The sequence below is a fragment of the Idiomarina abyssalis genome, from assembly GCF_019797805.1.
Lineage (GTDB): Bacteria > Pseudomonadota > Gammaproteobacteria > Enterobacterales > Alteromonadaceae > Idiomarina > Idiomarina abyssalis.
Genome location: NZ_CP081832.1, coordinates 774,624 through 791,639 on the forward strand (window position 1 = coordinate 774,624; position 17,016 = coordinate 791,639).

Annotated in this window: 18 protein-coding genes and 2 tRNA genes; 17 read left to right on the plus strand and 3 right to left on the minus strand. The window is 46.4% G+C overall.

The features are described from left to right. The first annotated feature begins 6 nt into the window (after nt 1-6). A complete protein-coding gene (gene galU, locus K5X84_RS03650; protein WP_054486831.1) occupies nt 7-891 on the plus strand; it encodes a UTP--glucose-1-phosphate uridylyltransferase GalU in 885 nt (294 codons plus the stop codon). Between the two features lie 5 nt (nt 892-896). On the opposite strand, the gene K5X84_RS03655 is transcribed toward galU, so the two are convergent. The 3 genes from K5X84_RS03655 to cmoA are packed head-to-tail and all read right to left on the minus strand — an operon-like array spanning nt 897 to nt 3,524. Further along, on the minus strand, nt 897-1,790 hold the full coding sequence (locus tag K5X84_RS03655) for a LysR family transcriptional regulator (protein ID WP_222236708.1): 894 nt from the start codon (nt 1,788-1,790) through the stop codon (nt 897-899). 22 nt (nt 1,791-1,812) lie between these two features. Beyond that, a complete protein-coding gene (cmoB, locus tag K5X84_RS03660; protein ID WP_222236709.1) occupies nt 1,813-2,784 on the minus strand; it encodes a tRNA 5-methoxyuridine(34)/uridine 5-oxyacetic acid(34) synthase CmoB in 972 nt (323 codons plus the stop codon). Between the two features lie 8 nt (nt 2,785-2,792). Further along, nucleotides 2,793-3,524, minus strand: a complete 732-nt coding sequence (cmoA, locus tag K5X84_RS03665; RefSeq protein WP_054486838.1) for a carboxy-S-adenosyl-L-methionine synthase CmoA — start codon at nt 3,522-3,524, stop codon at nt 2,793-2,795. A gap of 116 nt (nt 3,525-3,640) precedes the next feature. On the opposite strand from cmoA, the gene K5X84_RS03670 reads away from it, so the two are divergent. The 16 genes from K5X84_RS03670 to nadA all read left to right on the plus strand — a co-directional run bounded on the left by K5X84_RS03670 (nt 3,641) and on the right by nadA (nt 16,916). Continuing rightward, nucleotides 3,641-5,071 (plus strand): diguanylate cyclase domain-containing protein, encoded by a 1,431-nt coding sequence (locus K5X84_RS03670; protein WP_244994821.1) that lies wholly within the window; start codon nt 3,641-3,643, stop codon nt 5,069-5,071. 74 nt (nt 5,072-5,145) lie between these two features. After that, complete coding sequence (gene aspS / locus K5X84_RS03675; RefSeq protein WP_054486840.1) at nt 5,146-6,915, plus strand: aspartate--tRNA ligase; 1,770 nt, start codon at nt 5,146-5,148, stop codon at nt 6,913-6,915. A gap of 16 nt (nt 6,916-6,931) precedes the next feature. Then, a complete protein-coding gene (locus K5X84_RS03680) occupies nt 6,932-7,681 on the plus strand; it encodes a YebC/PmpR family DNA-binding transcriptional regulator (protein WP_054486842.1) in 750 nt (249 codons plus the stop codon). Next, nucleotides 7,682-8,218 carry a crossover junction endodeoxyribonuclease RuvC gene (gene ruvC / locus K5X84_RS03685; RefSeq protein ID WP_054486844.1) on the plus strand — a complete coding sequence of 179 codons (537 nt, stop codon included), beginning with the start codon at nt 7,682-7,684 and terminating at the stop codon, nt 8,216-8,218. It begins immediately after the preceding gene. Between the two features lie 12 nt (nt 8,219-8,230). Continuing rightward, nucleotides 8,231-8,848: a Holliday junction branch migration protein RuvA gene (gene ruvA / locus K5X84_RS03690; RefSeq protein WP_199493046.1), complete on the plus strand. Its 618-nt coding sequence runs from the start codon at nt 8,231-8,233 to the stop codon at nt 8,846-8,848. Nucleotides 8,849-8,857: 9 nt separating this feature from the next. Further along, nucleotides 8,858-9,877: a Holliday junction branch migration DNA helicase RuvB gene (ruvB, locus tag K5X84_RS03695; protein ID WP_054486848.1), complete on the plus strand. Its 1,020-nt coding sequence runs from the start codon at nt 8,858-8,860 to the stop codon at nt 9,875-9,877. A 396-nt stretch (nt 9,878-10,273) separates the two neighbouring features. Next, nucleotides 10,274-10,684 carry a tol-pal system-associated acyl-CoA thioesterase gene (ybgC, locus tag K5X84_RS03700; RefSeq protein WP_054486850.1) on the plus strand — a complete coding sequence of 137 codons (411 nt, stop codon included), beginning with the start codon at nt 10,274-10,276 and terminating at the stop codon, nt 10,682-10,684. Between the two features lie 3 nt (nt 10,685-10,687). Beyond that, complete coding sequence (tolQ, locus tag K5X84_RS03705; protein ID WP_054486853.1) at nt 10,688-11,398, plus strand: protein TolQ; 711 nt, start codon at nt 10,688-10,690, stop codon at nt 11,396-11,398. Further along, nucleotides 11,395-11,823: a protein TolR gene (tolR, locus tag K5X84_RS03710; RefSeq protein WP_054486855.1), complete on the plus strand. Its 429-nt coding sequence runs from the start codon at nt 11,395-11,397 to the stop codon at nt 11,821-11,823. Before tolQ ends, tolR begins: the two co-directional genes overlap by 4 nt. 2 nt (nt 11,824-11,825) lie before the next feature. After that, nucleotides 11,826-12,743: a cell envelope integrity protein TolA gene (gene tolA, locus K5X84_RS03715; RefSeq protein WP_244994822.1), complete on the plus strand. Its 918-nt coding sequence runs from the start codon at nt 11,826-11,828 to the stop codon at nt 12,741-12,743. 11 nt (nt 12,744-12,754) lie between these two features. Next, complete coding sequence (gene tolB, locus K5X84_RS03720) at nt 12,755-14,104, plus strand: Tol-Pal system beta propeller repeat protein TolB (protein WP_054486857.1); 1,350 nt, start codon at nt 12,755-12,757, stop codon at nt 14,102-14,104. A gap of 51 nt (nt 14,105-14,155) precedes the next feature. Next, the gene (gene pal / locus K5X84_RS03725; protein WP_054486859.1) at nt 14,156-14,692 is read left to right on the plus strand and encodes a peptidoglycan-associated lipoprotein Pal; all 537 of its coding nucleotides are present in this window, start codon (nt 14,156-14,158) and stop codon (nt 14,690-14,692) included. 69 nt (nt 14,693-14,761) lie between these two features. Then, nucleotides 14,762-15,472, plus strand: coding sequence for a tol-pal system protein YbgF (gene ybgF / locus K5X84_RS03730; protein WP_244994823.1), 711 nt, complete (start codon nt 14,762-14,764; stop codon nt 15,470-15,472). 131 nt (nt 15,473-15,603) lie between these two features. Next, a tRNA-Lys gene (locus K5X84_RS03735) sits at nt 15,604-15,679 on the plus strand. A gap of 31 nt (nt 15,680-15,710) precedes the next feature. Further along, nucleotides 15,711-15,786 (plus strand) — tRNA-Lys (locus K5X84_RS03740). Between the two features lie 89 nt (nt 15,787-15,875). Then, complete coding sequence (gene nadA, locus K5X84_RS03745) at nt 15,876-16,916, plus strand: quinolinate synthase NadA (RefSeq protein WP_222236712.1); 1,041 nt, start codon at nt 15,876-15,878, stop codon at nt 16,914-16,916. Nucleotides 16,917-17,016 lie beyond the last annotated feature (100 nt).

Here is a 17,016-nt window from a genome sequence, read left to right on the forward strand (position 1 = left end):
GCTGTTATGGTCAAAAAAGTCGTTATTCCAGTAGCCGGGCTCGGAACTCGGATGTTACCCGCTACCAAAGCCATCCCGAAAGAGATGTTACCTTTAGTGGACCGTCCGCTGATTCAATATATTGTTGAAGAGTGCGCAGCAGCAGGGCTGACGGATGTTATTTTAGTGACTCACTCAAGTAAAAACTCCATAGAAAACCACTTTGATACCAGTTTTGAACTGGAAACGACTTTAGAACAGCGCGTAAAACGTCAGTTACTGGCTGAGGTTAAAGCTATTTGCCCAGAGAAAACCACTATTATGCATGTCCGTCAAGGTGTTGCTAAGGGTCTGGGGCATGCGGTTCTTTGTGCTCGTCCTTTAATTGGAGACGAACCTTTTGCGGTTGTTTTGCCCGATGTTTTAGTTGATGAAGCCAGCTGTAAATTGAATAAAGATAATTTGGCTGAAATGGTTAAAAACTTTGAGGAAAGTGGTCATTCACAGGTAATGGTTGAAAAGGTGCCGCAACAGGATGTCAGTAATTATGGTATTGCAGATATTAATGGCGCAGACCTTAAGCCGGGTGAGCAAGCGGAAATTACACAGTTAGTTGAGAAACCGCCGGTTAAAGAAGCGCCATCTGATCTGGCTGTTGTCGGGCGTTATGTTTTCTCGGCTGACTTATGGCCGCTGCTTGAAAAAACGCCTGTTGGTGCCGGCAATGAAATTCAGTTGACCGATGCTATGGCAATGTTGCTTGAAAAACAGCCGGTAAATGCTTACTACATGAAGGGAAAAAGTCACGACTGCGGTAATAAGCTAGGCTATGCTCAGGCTTTCGTTGAGCACGCACTGCGTCACCCGGATTTGGGTGACGATATGAAAGCCTATATAAAGTCTTTGAAATAATTGCCTCAGCGGGGCTGGTGCTTGAGTATCAGCTCCGCTAAAGTTTTCGCACAGGGACCGGTCTGCTCCGCTTTGGGCAGTACCATGTACAAGCTGCCTTTGCGCGAACTGCTCCCTTCAATTTCTATGCGACTCAGTCTGCCGGAATCCAGATCCTCCTGAACGACATAAGGTGGCAGCCAACAGAAGCCGAGGCCGTTGCGAATAAGCCTTAAAGCCTCATCGAAGTGACTGACGGTCCAACGCTGTTCAGCTTTCAACCAGCCTTCATCTTCGACCGGGTTACTGCCGGTATCCTGAATAACAATTTGTAAGTGCTGAGACAATTCATTTTGATCAATAGGTTGCGGTAAGTCAGCTAACGGATGGTCAGGGTGACAGACGAGATCCATACTGTATTGACTGATGGGCTCACCAATAAATCCGCGGGGCAAATGATGAGTGATCACGACATCGGCGGTCTGTTCCTGAATTTGTTCTACAGTACCGGTTAAGACTGTGTCGTTAATGAGAAGACGACTGCCGCGACTTAGCTGCTGAAACTCGTTAAGAACAGGAATGAGTTGACTACGGTCAAAAACCATTTCCAGAGCAAGCTTTACTTCGGGTTCCCAACCTTGTTCCAGGTTATCAGCAAGCTGTTCTATCTCTTCTGTAAGGTTAGTTAGCTGACGGGAACGCCGCAGTAAAACCTCGCCAGCGGCGGTTAAGTGAGCCTTTCTGCCTTTGACCTCAAGCAATTGAACACCAACCACTTGTTGCAGTTTTGCTACCGCGTGATTCAATGATGACTGGCTTTTATTCAAGGCTTCAGCGGCGTGGGCATAACCGCCATAGTCAACGACCGCTTGCAATATGCGCCATTGTTCAATGGTCGACTTGGGTCGATAAACACTCATTTAGATTCTACTCCGGTGGGCGTTAAACCCGGGCAGTAATTACCGCCCGAATCGGTGCTTGGTAACCTTCAATAGTCATATTGGTGTCATTTGGATCAAGAAAGTCCGCTAAAGATTCTCCTGCCATCCACTGCGTTCGTCTTTGTTCGTCTAAAGATGTGGTGTTGTGATCAACAATAGCGATATCTTTAAAGCCGAGCCGCTCTAACCAAACAGATAGCGCACGGGCACTTGGCAGAAACCATACATTGCGCATCTGTGCGTATCGCTCACCGGGCATCATCACGGTTGTTTCGTCACCCTCAACAACGATGGTTTCTAATACCAGCTGGCCGCCAGGACGAATTAACCCTTTTAGCTGCTGCAAAAAGTCGATGGGTGAACGGCGGTGGTAAAGTACGCCCATGCTAAAAACGGTGTCGAAGCTTTTTAGCTCGGGCATTTGCTCAATACCAACCGGGAAAAAATGTGCGCGCTGTTGTAAGGCCAACGGCATCAGTTGGCGAATAGCCCGAAATTGCATAAGAAAAAGCTCGCCGGGGTCAACGCCCCAAACCGCTTCGGCACCTGCTTCAAGCATGCGCCACAAGTGGTAGCCACTGCCACATCCGACATCCAGTACCTGACGGCCATTTAAGTCGTCTAAATGAGGTGCAACGCGCTGCCACTTCCAGTCTGAACGCCATTCGGTGTCAATAAAAACACCAAATAAGTTGAAAGGACCTTTGCGCCAGGGCTGTAACTGCTGGAGTAACCCCGTTAAACGAGCCCGGTCGGCATCGGATGCCTCATCAGAGTGACCAACCTGAATGGTATCAGATAGCTCGGTATGTTCAGCGTTTAACTCGGGCAATTGCTGTAGAACGCGCTGCCAACGTTTTAAGTTACCGTGAGGGTTATTCTTAAAAGCGGTAAGTTGCGGCGCTAAGGTATCGAGCCATTGAGCGTGCGGGCTTTGCAGAAGTGCACGGAGCTCCTTGCTAAAATCGATCATAGTATTCCTTATTTAACCGCGAGCATTGCTGCAAAATTAAAGCACTGGAACCAGACTGTACTGTGTCGAAAGCCTGCATCCTGAAAGCGTTGCATATGGTCTTCTAATGTATCGACCTTCATGACATTTTCGATAGCTGCACGTTTTTGGCTGATTTCCAGTTCGCTATAGCCATTAGCGCGTTTAAAGTTGTGGTGCAAATCGACAAGTACATCATTCATATTAGCATCGCTGTGGCGCACCTTTTCTGCCAATAACAGGGCTCCGCCGTTGTTCATGCCGTCAAAGATACGTTGAATAATGTCGTTTCTCTTCTCTTGTGGAATGAACTGTAGGGTAAAGTTTAATACAACCACAGAAGCATTCTCAATGTCGGTTTCAGCTAAGTCCTGACAATGAAGTTCTGCAGGGATCTGGCTTTTAAAACCCTCCAAATGTAACCTTGCGCGCTCTATCATTGGTTGGGAGTTATCTACACCAATAATTCGGCAGTGACTTGTCTGTTCGCAACCTTTGCGCATAGCAAGTGTAGCTGCGCCAAGAGAACACCCTAGATCGTACAAATTGGAATTTGGCTGAACGTAACGGCTCACCAATTGAGGCAGAGTTTGTAATATACTTGAGTAGCCCGGCACCGAACGGTTTATCATATCCGGAAAGACTTCCACGACTTGTTGATCGAAACAAAAGTCGGAAATGCTGGGTAAAGGTTTTGCAAATAACGTGTCGTGTTGCGTCATAAAGCTACTTTTATTCAATAAATGGCTTAGATTTATTGGTATTTTACCGATAAATGAGACAGACGCACAGGCAATATTGGACTAAAATTCGGCCATTAGTCCGGGAGGAGAGTACATTGAATCGAGTTTTGGCTATCGTCAGTGCCTTTTTCGCTGCATTTTCGGTGACGTTATCGAGTAGCTATGCCAGCCAACCCGAGAGGTGGCTGGAAGACTATAAAGAAATTCGTGTCGGAGTGCCCGATCAGTTGGCGCCTTTGGTGTCTTTTGAAGATGGCAAAGCCGAAGGTCTGGATGTCGATTTACTGGAAAAGTTTACTCGCGATTTGGCGGTAGAAATTGTTTGGAAACCTTGTGGGGCATGGCAGCAATGCCTGAACGCCATCAAGGCGAAAGAAATTGATGTTCTGACCAGTGTGTCATACTCAGTCGAACGCAATCAGTTTATGGACTTTACTCAAAGCTATTGGTCAATGCCATGGGCTGCAATTTCCCCGGTAAATCAACAAGCTAGCGAGGGAAGTATTGGTTTAAATCAGTTAAGTGATAGTAAAGTTGGTGTGGTTGAAGGCTACAGCATAGAGTCACAGTTGTCTCAGTTGAGAGGTATTCAGCTTATTCAGGTTGATGGAATTCGCGAAGGTTTGAATTTAATACGCAATAGTGGTGTTGATTATTATGTCGACAGTCTGCCTATGCTGGTCTACGAACTGCAGCGAAGACCTCTGCCGGGCGCAAAGCTTTCGGTTATTGACGATACTCAGGGTGAAGAGCTTTATTTAGGCGTTAGGGAAGACTGGAAGCCACTGGTTATGGCGCTGAATGGTGGTATTGACTCAGTTACTGAAAGTGAGAAAAGTCAGCTTAAACAGAAATGGTATGGTTTTGAGCTAGAGCAGGGCTGGAGTAATAAAGAGCTTCTGGACATTGCTATGAAAGTGGGCTCAGTTGTTTTGTTAATCATTGTTAGCTTTGCGGTCTGGAACAGTCGGCTGCGTAAGGAAATTAAGTTACGCAAAGCTGCCGAAAGACAAATTCGGCATATCGCAACTCACGATGAATTGACGGGTCTTCCCAACAGAAACTTAATGCAGGACCGACTGGAGCAGACTTTAAGTCAAAACGAAAGAACCGGAAAGCCATTCGCTGTTCTGTTTCTGGATCTCGATGGTTTTAAAAAGATTAACGACGATTTTGGTCACAGTTATGGTGATGAGCTACTGGTACAGGCTGCGCACCGCATGAGCAGTCTTTTACGCCGATCAGATACGGTATGTCGTCATGGCGGTGATGAGTTCGTAGTGATTCTTCCGACGGCGAATAATGTTGGGTCCGCACTGGCGGTATCGCGTAAGCTAGTTGTGCAGTTGGCGAAGCCCTACAAAGTGAAGAAAAAGTCGCTGGATATCAGTGTGTCTATTGGGGTCAGCCTTTACCCCCAGCATGGATTAACCTCAGACGATTTATTACGTTCGGCGGACAAGGCGATGTACCGTGCCAAGGCCGCTGGTAAAAATGATGTGCGTCTGGCTGGCGACGACGGATGACATTCGGCGTCAGTCCGCTATAATGTTGCGCTTCGTAAAAACATTCATTGCAACAGCTAGCAGGATAAACGCGCATGCGAACTCATTACTGTGGACAAATAAATGCTGAATTGGCGGGACAAGAGGTCACGCTATGTGGTTGGGTCAATAAACGCCGTGACTTAGGCGGCCTAATTTTTATTGATCTGCGTGACCGTGAAGGGATGCTGCAGGTCGTTTTCGACCCGGACCAAAAAGCGTTATTTGAGACAGCAAACAGCCTGCGTCAGGAATTCTGCGTTCGCTTAAGTGGTAAAGTTAACCGTCGCCCGGAAAGCCAGGTCAATAAAAACATGGCTACCGGCGAAGTCGAACTGCTGGCAACCGATTTAGAAATTCTAAGTCGCTCTGAACCTCTCCCTATCGACTTCAACCAGCAAGTGAGCGAAGAAGCACGACTGCGTTATCGCTACCTTGATTTACGTCGTCCGCAAATGAATGAAAAATTGCAGTTTCGTGCGAAAGTAACCAGCGCGGTGCGCCGTTTTCTGGATGACAGTGGTTTTCTGGATATTGAAACCCCTATGTTAACGCGTGCAACGCCGGAAGGTGCGCGAGACTATCTGGTGCCAAGCCGTACCCACAAAGGTCGCTTTTTCGCGTTGCCGCAAAGCCCTCAGCTGTTTAAACAACTGCTGATGATGTCGGGCTTTGATCGTTATTACCAAATTGTTAAATGCTTCCGCGACGAAGACTTGCGTGCTGACCGTCAGCCTGAATTCACTCAAATTGATATTGAAACCTCGTTCATGAGTGCAGAGCAGGTCATGCAAATTACCGAGCAGATGGCTCGTGATCTGTTCAAACAATTACTTGACGTGGACTTGGGTGAATTCCCCAGCATGACCTGGCATGAAGCCATGCGCCGTTTTGGTAGTGACAAGCCAGACTTGCGTAACCCGTTGGAGTTGGTGGATGTTGCTGATGTCTTAAAAGACGTTGAGTTCAAAGTCTTTTCTGGTCCGGCGAATGACGAAGATGGCCGTGTTGCTGCCATTCGTTTACCGGGGCAGGCTGAGAACGTTTCACGCAAAATGATTGATGAATACACACAATTTGTCAGCATTTATGGCGCCAAAGGACTGGCGTGGATTAAAGTGAATGACCGCAGTGCAGGCCGTGACGGGTTACAGTCGCCTATTCTTAAGTTCCTGCCGGATGAAGTGATTGAGCCATTACTAGAGCGCACTGAAGCACAAACTGGTGATGTTTTGTTCTTTGGTGCCGATAAGGCGAACGTTGTTGCTGAAGCTCTGGGTGCTTTACGCCTGAAGTTAGGTAAAGACTTTGAACTTGTCAGTAATGAGTGGAAACCGCTATGGGTCGTTGACTTCCCAATGTTCGAAGTCGCTGACGATGGCAGCCTGGCCGCGTTACACCACCCCTTCACCGCACCGGTCAATGTGACTCCGGAAGAATTAAAAGCCAACCCGGCAGCCGCTATTTCAAATGCCTATGACATGGTATTAAATGGTGTTGAGTTAGGTGGTGGTTCGGTTCGTATCCACGAAAACGCTATGCAGCAAGCGGTGTTTGAAGTATTAGGTATTGAAAAAGACGAAGCTCAGGAAAAATTCGGCTTCCTCCTGGAAGCGTTAAAGTACGGTACGCCGCCGCATGCTGGCCTAGCTTTTGGTCTGGATCGTCTGGTTATGTTGATGGTTGGCGCAACCTCAATTCGTGATGTTATCGCTTTTCCTAAAACAACGACCGCAGCTTGTGTCCTTACCGATGCGCCAGGCGCTGCAAACCCTGCTGCATTGCAAGAGTTGGGCGTAAAAAGTATGGTAGAGGAAGACGAATAACCAACAAGGGTGAAATATGGCTGGTCATTCCAAATGGTCTAATATTAAGCACCGAAAAGCCGCGCAGGATGCTAAGCGCGGCAAAATTTTTACTAAATTAATACGTGAAATTACGGTTTCCGCTCGTGAAGGGGGCGGAGACCCTGAAACCAACCCTCGCTTACGTGCTGCTATCGATAAAGCCTTATCGAATAACATGAAGCGCGACACCATAGATACCGCAGTAAAGCGCGGCTCTGGTGATCTTGAAGGCGATAATCTTGATGAGCTGACCTATGAAGGCTATGGCCCTAATGGTGTCGCTGTATTGCTGGAGTGCATGACCGACAACCGAAACAGAACGGTTTCCGATGTTCGTCATGCATTCACTAAATTTGGAGGCAATTTGGGCACAGATGGCTCGGTTGCTTACTTATTTAATAAGAAAGGCGTGATTAGCTACCCTGCAGAGGTTACCGAAGAGCAGCTCATGGAGCCCGCACTTGAAGCTGGTGCAGAAGATCTTATTACCTACGAGGGCAGCGGTATCGATGTCATGACCTCACCGGAAAATTTCGGTTCCGTAAAAGACGCTCTGGATAAAAAAGATTTAGAAGCCAGTAACGCCGAAGTGACTCAGGTGCCTGATACTCGAGTTGACTTAGATGAAGAATCTGCAAGAACCTTCTTAAAATTACTGGATGCACTTGAAGACCTGGATGACGTTCAAAATGTCTATCATAACGCCGATATCTCAGATGAGATAATTGCACGGCTGGACGACTAAGTGGCCATTATTCTGGGTATTGACCCGGGCTCAAGGTTAACGGGGTATGGTGTTATTGAACAGCGCGGTAGGCAGCTAAGCTATTTAGGCAGCGGCTGTATAAAAGTTATCGGAAGCCGCGCTGAGCCGCTGACATTAGCCGAAAAACTTCGCCGCATACACGACAGTGTGAGTGAATTAATCACTCAGTTTAAACCTGACGAGTTTGCAATAGAGCAGGTATTCATGGCAAAGAACCCGGATTCGGCATTAAAGCTTGGACAGGCCAGGGGCGCGGCAATAGTAGCGGCTGCTTGTGCTGAGCTTCCCGTAGCAGAGTACTCTGCTCGCCAAATAAAGCAGTCGGTTGTGGGGAACGGCGGTGCCGAGAAGTCCCAGGTGCAGCATATGGTGATGGCACTATTGAATTTGCAACGGTGTCCGCAAGAAGACGCAGCGGATGCGTTAGCGGTAGCCTTATGCCATGCTCACAGCTCTCAAAACTTGATAAAAATGGCAGGTGCTGCGCGCAAAACTGTGCGTGGGCGTCTGCGTTAATGGAGTACAGAAGTGATAGGTCATATTCAGGGCGTACTTACCAGTAAACAACCACCTGAGGTCGTGCTTGATGTGCAGGGCGTTGGTTACGAAATTCAATTGCCAATGACGTGTTTTTATCAACTGCCCGCAGTAGGCGAGACGATTAAACTCATCACTCATTTTGTGGTGCGGGAAGATGCTCAGTTACTTTATGGCTTTATTTCCTCTTCCGAACGTTCATTGTTTCGGTTGCTGATAAAGACTCAGGGGGTAGGTCCAAAACTGGCATTGGCTATTTTATCGGGTATGTCGGCAGATGAGTTCGTTGTTGCAGTTAACCAGAATGATGTCAGCCGGCTGGTGAAACTTCCTGGTGTGGGTAAGAAAACCGCCGAGCGGTTAGTCATTGAAATGCGCGACCGTCTTAAAGACTGGCAGCCCGCGACACCATTTACTGACAGCGCTCCGCTTGATAACCAGGGGACAGACGCCAGAGAGCACCCGGCAGATGCACGCGCAGATGCGGTGAGTGCTTTACAGGCTCTTGGCTATAAAGAAAATCAAGCTGAAAAAGCCTTACAAAAGGTGTACTCTGCAGAACATAATAGCGAGACCTTGATTCGACTGGCGCTAAAACAGCTGTCGTAAGGAAGTCCAATGATTGAAGCCGATCAGATACCCACTCAACGCCTCATTGAGCCCGATGTACAAGGTGAAGATGAAGCCGTTGACCGTGCTATACGACCCAAAGCTTTGGCGGAATATACCGGCCAGAAGCACGTGGTTGAGCAAATGGGCATTTTTATTGAGGCCGCGCGTAAACGTCAGGAAGCTCTTGACCATCTGTTGATATTTGGTCCGCCAGGGTTGGGGAAAACCACACTCGCAAACATAGTCGCTAACGAGTTGGATGTCAGCATTAAAACAACGTCAGGACCTGTTCTTGAAAAAGCCGGAGACTTGGCGGCCCTATTGACAAACCTGGAAGCACACGATGTTTTATTTATTGATGAGATTCATCGGCTGAGTCCCGTTGTTGAAGAAATTCTCTATCCTGCCATGGAAGATTACCAACTGGACATCATGATAGGCGAAGGTCCGGCTGCCCGCTCTATCAAATTGGATTTACCACCTTTCACGTTAATTGGTGCAACGACCCGGGCGGGAGCGTTAACTTCACCACTTAGGGATCGTTTCGGTATTGTTCAACGTCTTGAGTTTTACGATGTTAATGAATTAACGGACATCGTAGCGCGCTCCGCTCACTTTATGAATGTCCGAATGTTGGATGGAGGCGCAAGGGAGATAGCCCGTCGCTCAAGAGGTACGCCTCGTATCGCCAATCGACTTTTGCGCCGAGTACGGGATTACGCTGAGGTCAGAGGTAATGGTGATGTCGATGAAGCCACTGCAAATGCAGCTTTAACCATGGTGGATGTTGACCAGGCTGGTTTTGATTATATGGATCGGAAGCTGTTATTAGCCATTATGGAAAAGTTTACCGGTGGACCCGTAGGGTTAGATAATTTGGCGGCGGCAATAGGTGAAGAGAAAGATACAATTGAAGATGTGCTTGAACCTTACCTGATTCAACAAGGCTTCTTACAGCGAACACCCAGGGGCCGGATAGCTACGCCACGCGCTTATCAGCATTTTGGGTTAAAGCCTGAGAAATAAAAAAAGCCCGCACAATGTGCGGGCAAACAGAACAACAAGAAGGAAGTTAAATCCAGGGAACTATTACTCAATAAACAATCTCAGAAAAAGTGACAACCAATCTCTTTGTCTTTGATATGCTGAGTATTATAAGGTTAATCTGATTCTGATCAAACAAGAAAAATTAGATGTTCGAATTAAAAAAACTAATCTGGAATTGGCTTTTGTTGACTAAAAAAAGCGCAACATATTTATAACAATGAAATAAAGTTTATAAAAAACAACATGTTGTTATTTTTGTGTTTCAATACTGTCATAAAAAAAAGTCTGTTGATAAAGTGACCAGTGACAGTTTTGAAGGCTTCTTTACAAAATATTACACAACAGTAACTTTTCGGAACTTTACTTGAGGTGGTAATGTCTCATTGTGACTTTGAATGGCCGATTCGTGTTTACTACGAAGATACGGATGCAGGTGGTATCGTTTATTATGCCAACTATCTCAAGTTTATTGAAAGAGCACGAACAGAGTGGTTACGATCGTTAGGGATTGAACAGGATACTTGGTTAGCTCACAATATCGCTTTTGTGGTTCGTAAGGTCGAACTCGATTTACGACTGGCAGCAAAGTTTAATGCCGAGTTGAATGTGACTGTAAAAGTTACACAAATAAAGAAAGCTTCATTGGTTTTCGAACAAAAAGTTTTGGCGAAGGATGGCAGAGTACATTGCCAGGCAACAGTTTTAGCCGCTTGCATTGATAATCAGGCAATGCGTGCTGTTGCTATTCCGGAACCGATAATTTCGCGTATTCAGTCAGGGGTTTAAAGCGTGCAAGCAGAGTTATCGTTTATTGATTTATTCATGCAGGCCAGCTTATTAGTAAAGCTGGTAATGGTAATGTTATTGGCGATGTCAGTCTGGGGCTGGGTGCTAATTTTTCAGCGCAAGAAAGTGCTGAAGCAAGCACGAAACGATGCGCTAAAATTTGAAGACCGCTTTTGGTCGGGCGTCGATCTTGCTCGCCTTTATCAGGAAATTTCGGCCCGTGCGAAAAATGCGCGAGGTATGGAGTTATTATTTCATGCCGGCTTTAAAGAGTATGCCCGGCTGCGCAACCATTCAACGACAAATACACAAACAATGCTTGAAGGTGCGTTTCGTGCAATGCGTGTTGCACACGCCAGAGAAACTGAGAAGTTAGATAATAACCTGGGAATTCTTGCGACCATTGGTTCTATCAGCCCCTATATCGGCTTGTTTGGAACCGTTTGGGGCATTATGAACGCTTTTATCGCTTTAGGTGCCGTACAGCAAGCAACATTAGCTATGGTTGCTCCGGGAATCGCTGAAGCACTTATCGCTACCGCTATGGGTCTTTTCGCTGCTATACCGGCCGTTATTGCATACAACCGATTTACGACAACCGTTGAAAAAGTTGATAATCAATACATGAACTTTATTGATGAATTCATCTCGATATTACAACGTCAGTCTTCGGCGCAGGCAGGCAAGAATAAAGTAGAGGGCGAAACGGTATGATGGTAATGCCGCGCAAGCGTCGTAAGCCGGTTGCGGAAATTAATGTGGTTCCTTATATCGACGTGATGTTGGTTCTGCTTATTATTTTCATGGTAACAGCGCCATTAATTACGCAGGGTGTTAAGGTCGATTTACCAAAAGCAACCGCAGAGCCACTTTCTGAGGAAAGTAAACCGCCACTCGTCGCGTCAGTTGATGCTGAAGGCCGGTATTACCTCAATCAGGGTGATAGCAAGGACACGCCTATGCAGGCGGACGAGTTAGCAACACTGGTTGCGGCGCATTTACAAGTTGAACCCGATACACCCGTAATGGTGAACGGTGATGGTGCGGTATCGTATAACCAAATTGTGCAGCTGATGGTGTTACTGCAAAGAGCTGGTGTGCCTTCAGTCGGTTTAATGACAGATTCGTCGGATAATTAGTTGTGGCAAAATCAGATAGCTTAACCTTACCGCTGATATATTCGATTGCGATTCATGCCGTGATAGCCGGTGTGTTGTTGATCAGTTTTGAATTTACACCATCAACGCCTGAAGCGATGGAAGTTAACCTTGATCAAAGCGAACTCGACATGTCTGAGGAAATTGTCAGCGCAGTTACTGTTGATAAATCGAAAGTACAGCAACAGGCCGATAAAATTCGACAGAAAAAAGCGGAACAAGAAGCGGCTGAGCAACGTCGAATAGAAAGACTGGAAAGACAGGCCGAGGAAGCTCGTAAAGCTCGTGAGCGAGAAGAGCAGCGTAGAAAAGAGATTCAGCGTCAGCAAGAGCTGGAAAGGCAGGAAGCTGAAAAAGCGAGACAGCAGGCTGAGCGAGAGAAAAAAGAAGCGGAACGGTTAGCCCAGGAAAGAGCTAAAGCAGAAGCTGCCGCAAAAGAAGCGGAGCGGCGTAGGCGCGAAGCAGAAGAGGCGGAGCGCCGAGCTGAAGAAGAGCGGCGGAAGCGCGAGGAAGAACGCCGCAAGCGCGAGCAAGCGGAGCGTGAAGCAGCAGAGCGTGAAGCTCAATTGCAAAAAGAGATGGAAGAAGAACGAGCCCGGCGTCAGGCAGCACGACGTCAACAAGTGATGAGTGAAGTTGAAAAGTATCAGGTACTTATTCAGCAAACTATTCAGCGTAACTGGAATGTTGATGACTCGATGCGTGGTAAGTCTTGTGAGTTAACTATCAGGGTTGCACCGAGTGGGTTCGTTAAGTCAGTCGACACAGGTCGTGGCGATGCGAACGTTTGTCGCTCAGCCCAGAACGCGGTATTGAAGGCGACAACCTTGCCTGTTTCTGAAGATCCAGAGATTTATGAACAAATGAGTACGATTAAACTGACTGTAAAACCGCAGTTGTAACAAGGTGACCGATGAAAAAAATATTAATTAACAGCTTATTACTCTTTGTTGCGCTAACAGCTTTTGCTCGCGCAGGGGTATTGGAAATCGTCATCACGGAAGGTATTGATACCGCACGACCAATTGCGGTTGTGCCGTTTGAATGGAAGGGCGAAGGTGAAGCTCCGAGCGAGCTTACCGACGTAATTGCGGCTGACTTGATGCGCAGTGGTAAGTTTAATCCAATTCCTTCAAGCGCCATGCCGCAACGTCCGGCTGCAGATGACGACATTGATTACTCTGCATGGGCGAAAATGGGAGTTGAGGCGATTTTAGTGGGTTCGATAGAGCCATACTCTGTTGATCGTTACATGGTTAAGTTTGAAGTTATTGATGTGCTAAGAGGACAAATTACTGGCGGTAATTCGCAGATGTTACGCAATGGCGAATTAGTTCAGAGTAATGATCATATTCTCGATTCTCGCTCAAGCGTTATCGATGGCGACCAGTTTCGTTCTTATGCGCATCGAATTTCCGATGTGGTTTATGAGGCGTTAACGGGTGAACGCGGCGCCTTTATGACTAAAATTGCTTATGTGACAGTGAATCACGAAGACCGTTATCCTTATAAACTGGCAGTAGCGGATTATGACGGCGCGAATGAGAAAATCCTGCTCCGTAGTCCGGAGCCTCTCATGTCACCGTCCTGGTCTCCTGATGGAAACAAGCTTGCGTACGTCAGCTTTGAGAACAAAACGGCAGAAATATTCATACAGGACATCTACACCACCCGTCGGGAAAAGACAACGTCGTTTCCGGGTATTAACGGGAGTCCGGTTTTCTCGCCAGATGGTAAAAAATTAGCTATGGTGTTATCAAAGGATGGTAATCCTGAGCTTTATGTATTTGATATTAATACGAAGGACTTGCAACGTATCACTCGTAATCGTACGATTGATACAGAGCCTAACTGGACGCCTGATGGTGAATCCTTAATTTTCACCTCAGAAAGAGGTGGCAGACCACAGTTATATAGCGTAAATTTATCATCAGGCCAGGTTCGTAGGTTAACCTTTGAAGGTGAACAGAATTTAGGTGGTACAATAGTACCGTCTGGCAAGGATATGGTTTTAGTTAACAGAACACGAGGCAACTACCATATCGCTAAACAAGAATTCCCGCGTGGGAATATGCAAGTTTTAACAAAAACGGCATTAGATGAGTCACCCAGTGTGGCACCAAATGGCAGTATGGTTATTTACAGTACAACGCATAATAACAAACAAGTACTGGCATTGGTTTCTATCGATGGGCGTTTTAAAGCACGGTTACCGGCAACCGATGGTGAAGTGAAGTCACCGGCTTGGTCGCCATACATGTAAAACACAGCCTGAATGGTTAAATTGTTCGATAAAACGATAAGGACGAAAAGGATGCAGCTTAATAAACTTTTTAAAGCTCTGGCAATCGTTGTACCAATGGCAACTCTGGCCGCTTGTAGCTCAAATCAAGAAACTGATTCAGGTGCAGGTGCAGGTCAAGAGACCAATCAACAAGCTGAGCAAGACTCTGGTGTTCAAACTGGAGCAGCAGAGCGCGCTAAAACAATGGAAGAAGAACGTCAAGAGAAAATGGAAGCGTTACGTAAAGAACACATCGTTTACTTCGCTTTTGACAAATCTAACATCCAGTCAGAATACACTGACTTGTTGTCAGCTCACGCTGACTACTTAGTGAAAAACCCGTCTGTAAAAGTTGTTATTGAAGGTCATACCGATGAACGCGGTACACCTGAGTACAACATTGCGTTGGGTGAGCGTCGTGCTCAAGCGGTTGAAAACTACCTGCATAACTTAGGTGTTCAGGATTCTCAAACCTCTACTGTGTCATATGGTGAAGAGAAGCCGATGGTAAACGAATCAAACGAACGTGCATACGCCAAAAACCGTCGTGCCGTTTTAGTTTACTAATCTAAGAAAAGCGGATAGTACATGAGAAAAACGCTGTTAGCTGTATGTTTGTGTGTGCCTGGGGCTGTTATGGCTCAGGCACCTGTTTCTGGATTGTCTTCTTCAGGTGATGTTGAGCAACGTCTCGAGCAAATTGAGCGTATGCTCGAAGCTCGCTCAGACGCTCAGCTTAAAATGCTGAATCAGTTAGGCTCTCTGCAGCAAGATGTTGCTGAGTTAAGAGGCATAACCGAAGAGCATGAGTATCGTCTGGAGCAACTTTTAGAGCGCCAGCGCGAGCTGTATCAGGAAATTGATCGTCGCTTCAGTAATTTGAAGCAGAACAATAGTCAGAGTAATGAAGTGACTGGCAACTATGACGATCTAGAGCAGGTTCCTACACAAACAGACGGCAGCAGCTATTCTCCAAACTTGAGTGAGAATGACGCTTACGACAAGGCTATTGCATTAGTTCTTGAAGATAAACGTTATGATGATGCGATACCCGCATTTCAGTCCTTTCTTAAAAACTTCCCAAATTCGACCTATGCGGCAAATGCGCATTACTGGCTCGGGCAGTTGTTTTTTGCAAAACGTGAATACAACGAAGCGAAACAGCAATTTGAGACTGTTGTAAACGATTACCCGGATAGTAATAAGCGTGGCGATTGCTTGCTGAAACTAGGTGTTATAGCTAGTGAACAGAATAAGTCGGCAGATGCTAAGGCTTATTATGAACAAGTGGTCAAAGAATACCCAGATAGTACCGAAGCTAATTTGGCAAAACAGCGCCTTAATTAGTAACAACTGAGCAACATGTGTTCGTGATTTGAGCAGTTGCACGGTTTTTTTCAATTTTCAGTTGCATACGCGCACTATTTCAGTAAACTATGCCGCCGTTGCCAAGCAGAAACGGCAGCAAAATTGGCGTTGGGTTGTTAGCTCAGTTGGTAGAGCAGTTGACTTTTAATCAATTGGTCGCAGGTTCGAATCCTGCACAACCCACCACGTCGCCAATTAATATTATCTATCAGAATATGGGTTGTTAGCTCAGTTGGTAGAGCAGTTGACTTTTAATCAATTGGTCGCAGGTTCGAATCCTGCACAACCCACCACTCCTAATTACTTTGCTACAAGCACATCTTGAATTCAGCTATAATAAGCCCCACTTATTAAGAACACTTGGAAAATAAGCCGTAGTATCATGACCGAGATTCAAACTCTGGATAGCCTTGATTATACTTTTCCGCCTAAACCTAAGCCGTTAAGTGCGAAAGAAAAATCAGAGACAATTAATCGTATTAAGCAGCTTCTGATTAATGAAGATGCTGTGTTGGTGGCTCACTATTACACCGACCCTGATATTCAGGCTCTAGCTGAAGAAACCGGTGGTTGTGTGGCGGACTCTTTAGAAATGGCTCGGTTCGGTCGTGACCATCCGGCGAAGAAGTTGATTGTCGCCGGTGTTCGCTTTATGGGTGAAACGGCGAAAATTTTGACACCTGAAAAGCAAGTACTGATGCCAACATTAAAAGCGGAGTGCTCGCTTGATCTTGGTTGCCCTCCTGAAAAGTTTTCGGAATTCTGTGATCAACATCCAGACCGGACAGTCGTTGTCTATGCGAATACTTCGGCAGCAGTTAAAGCTCGTGCAGACTGGGTAGTAACTTCCAGCATGGCGCTTGAGCTTGTCGACCACCTGGATGCTAAAGGCGAGAAAATACTTTGGGCTCCTGACCGTCACTTAGGTGGTTATATCGCACGTGAAACTGGTGCAGATATGCTGTTGTGGCAAGGCGCTTGTGTGGTGCATGATGAATTTAAGGCAAAGGCATTGGAGGACATGAAAAAGCTCCATCCGGAGGCTGCAGTTCTTGTTCATCCTGAGTCACCGGAAAATATTGTCGCTATGGCTGATGCAGTAGGCTCAACATCGCAGCTCATTAAGGCGAGTCAGGAATTACCTAACGAAACCTTTATTGTGGCGACAGACAAAGGCATTTTCTACAAAATGCAGCAGCTTCAGCCGAATAAAACCTTTATTGAAGCACCTACAGCCGGAAACGGTGCAACTTGCCGCAGCTGTGCGCATTGTCCATGGATGGCCATGAACGGGTTAAAAGCAATTGAAGAAGCACTTACCGAAGGTGGTGAGGCTCATGAAATACATGTCGACGAAACCTTAGGTAAAAAAGCTATGGTACCACTGGACCGAATGCTGGAATTTTCGGCAAGCTTAAAATAACTAAGACAGGCTCCTTCGGGAGCCTTTTTTATTCCTCGCTTATACAAGATATTTATAGTCGCCATAAATGTATCGCCTACCGAACTGCACAACTGCATGC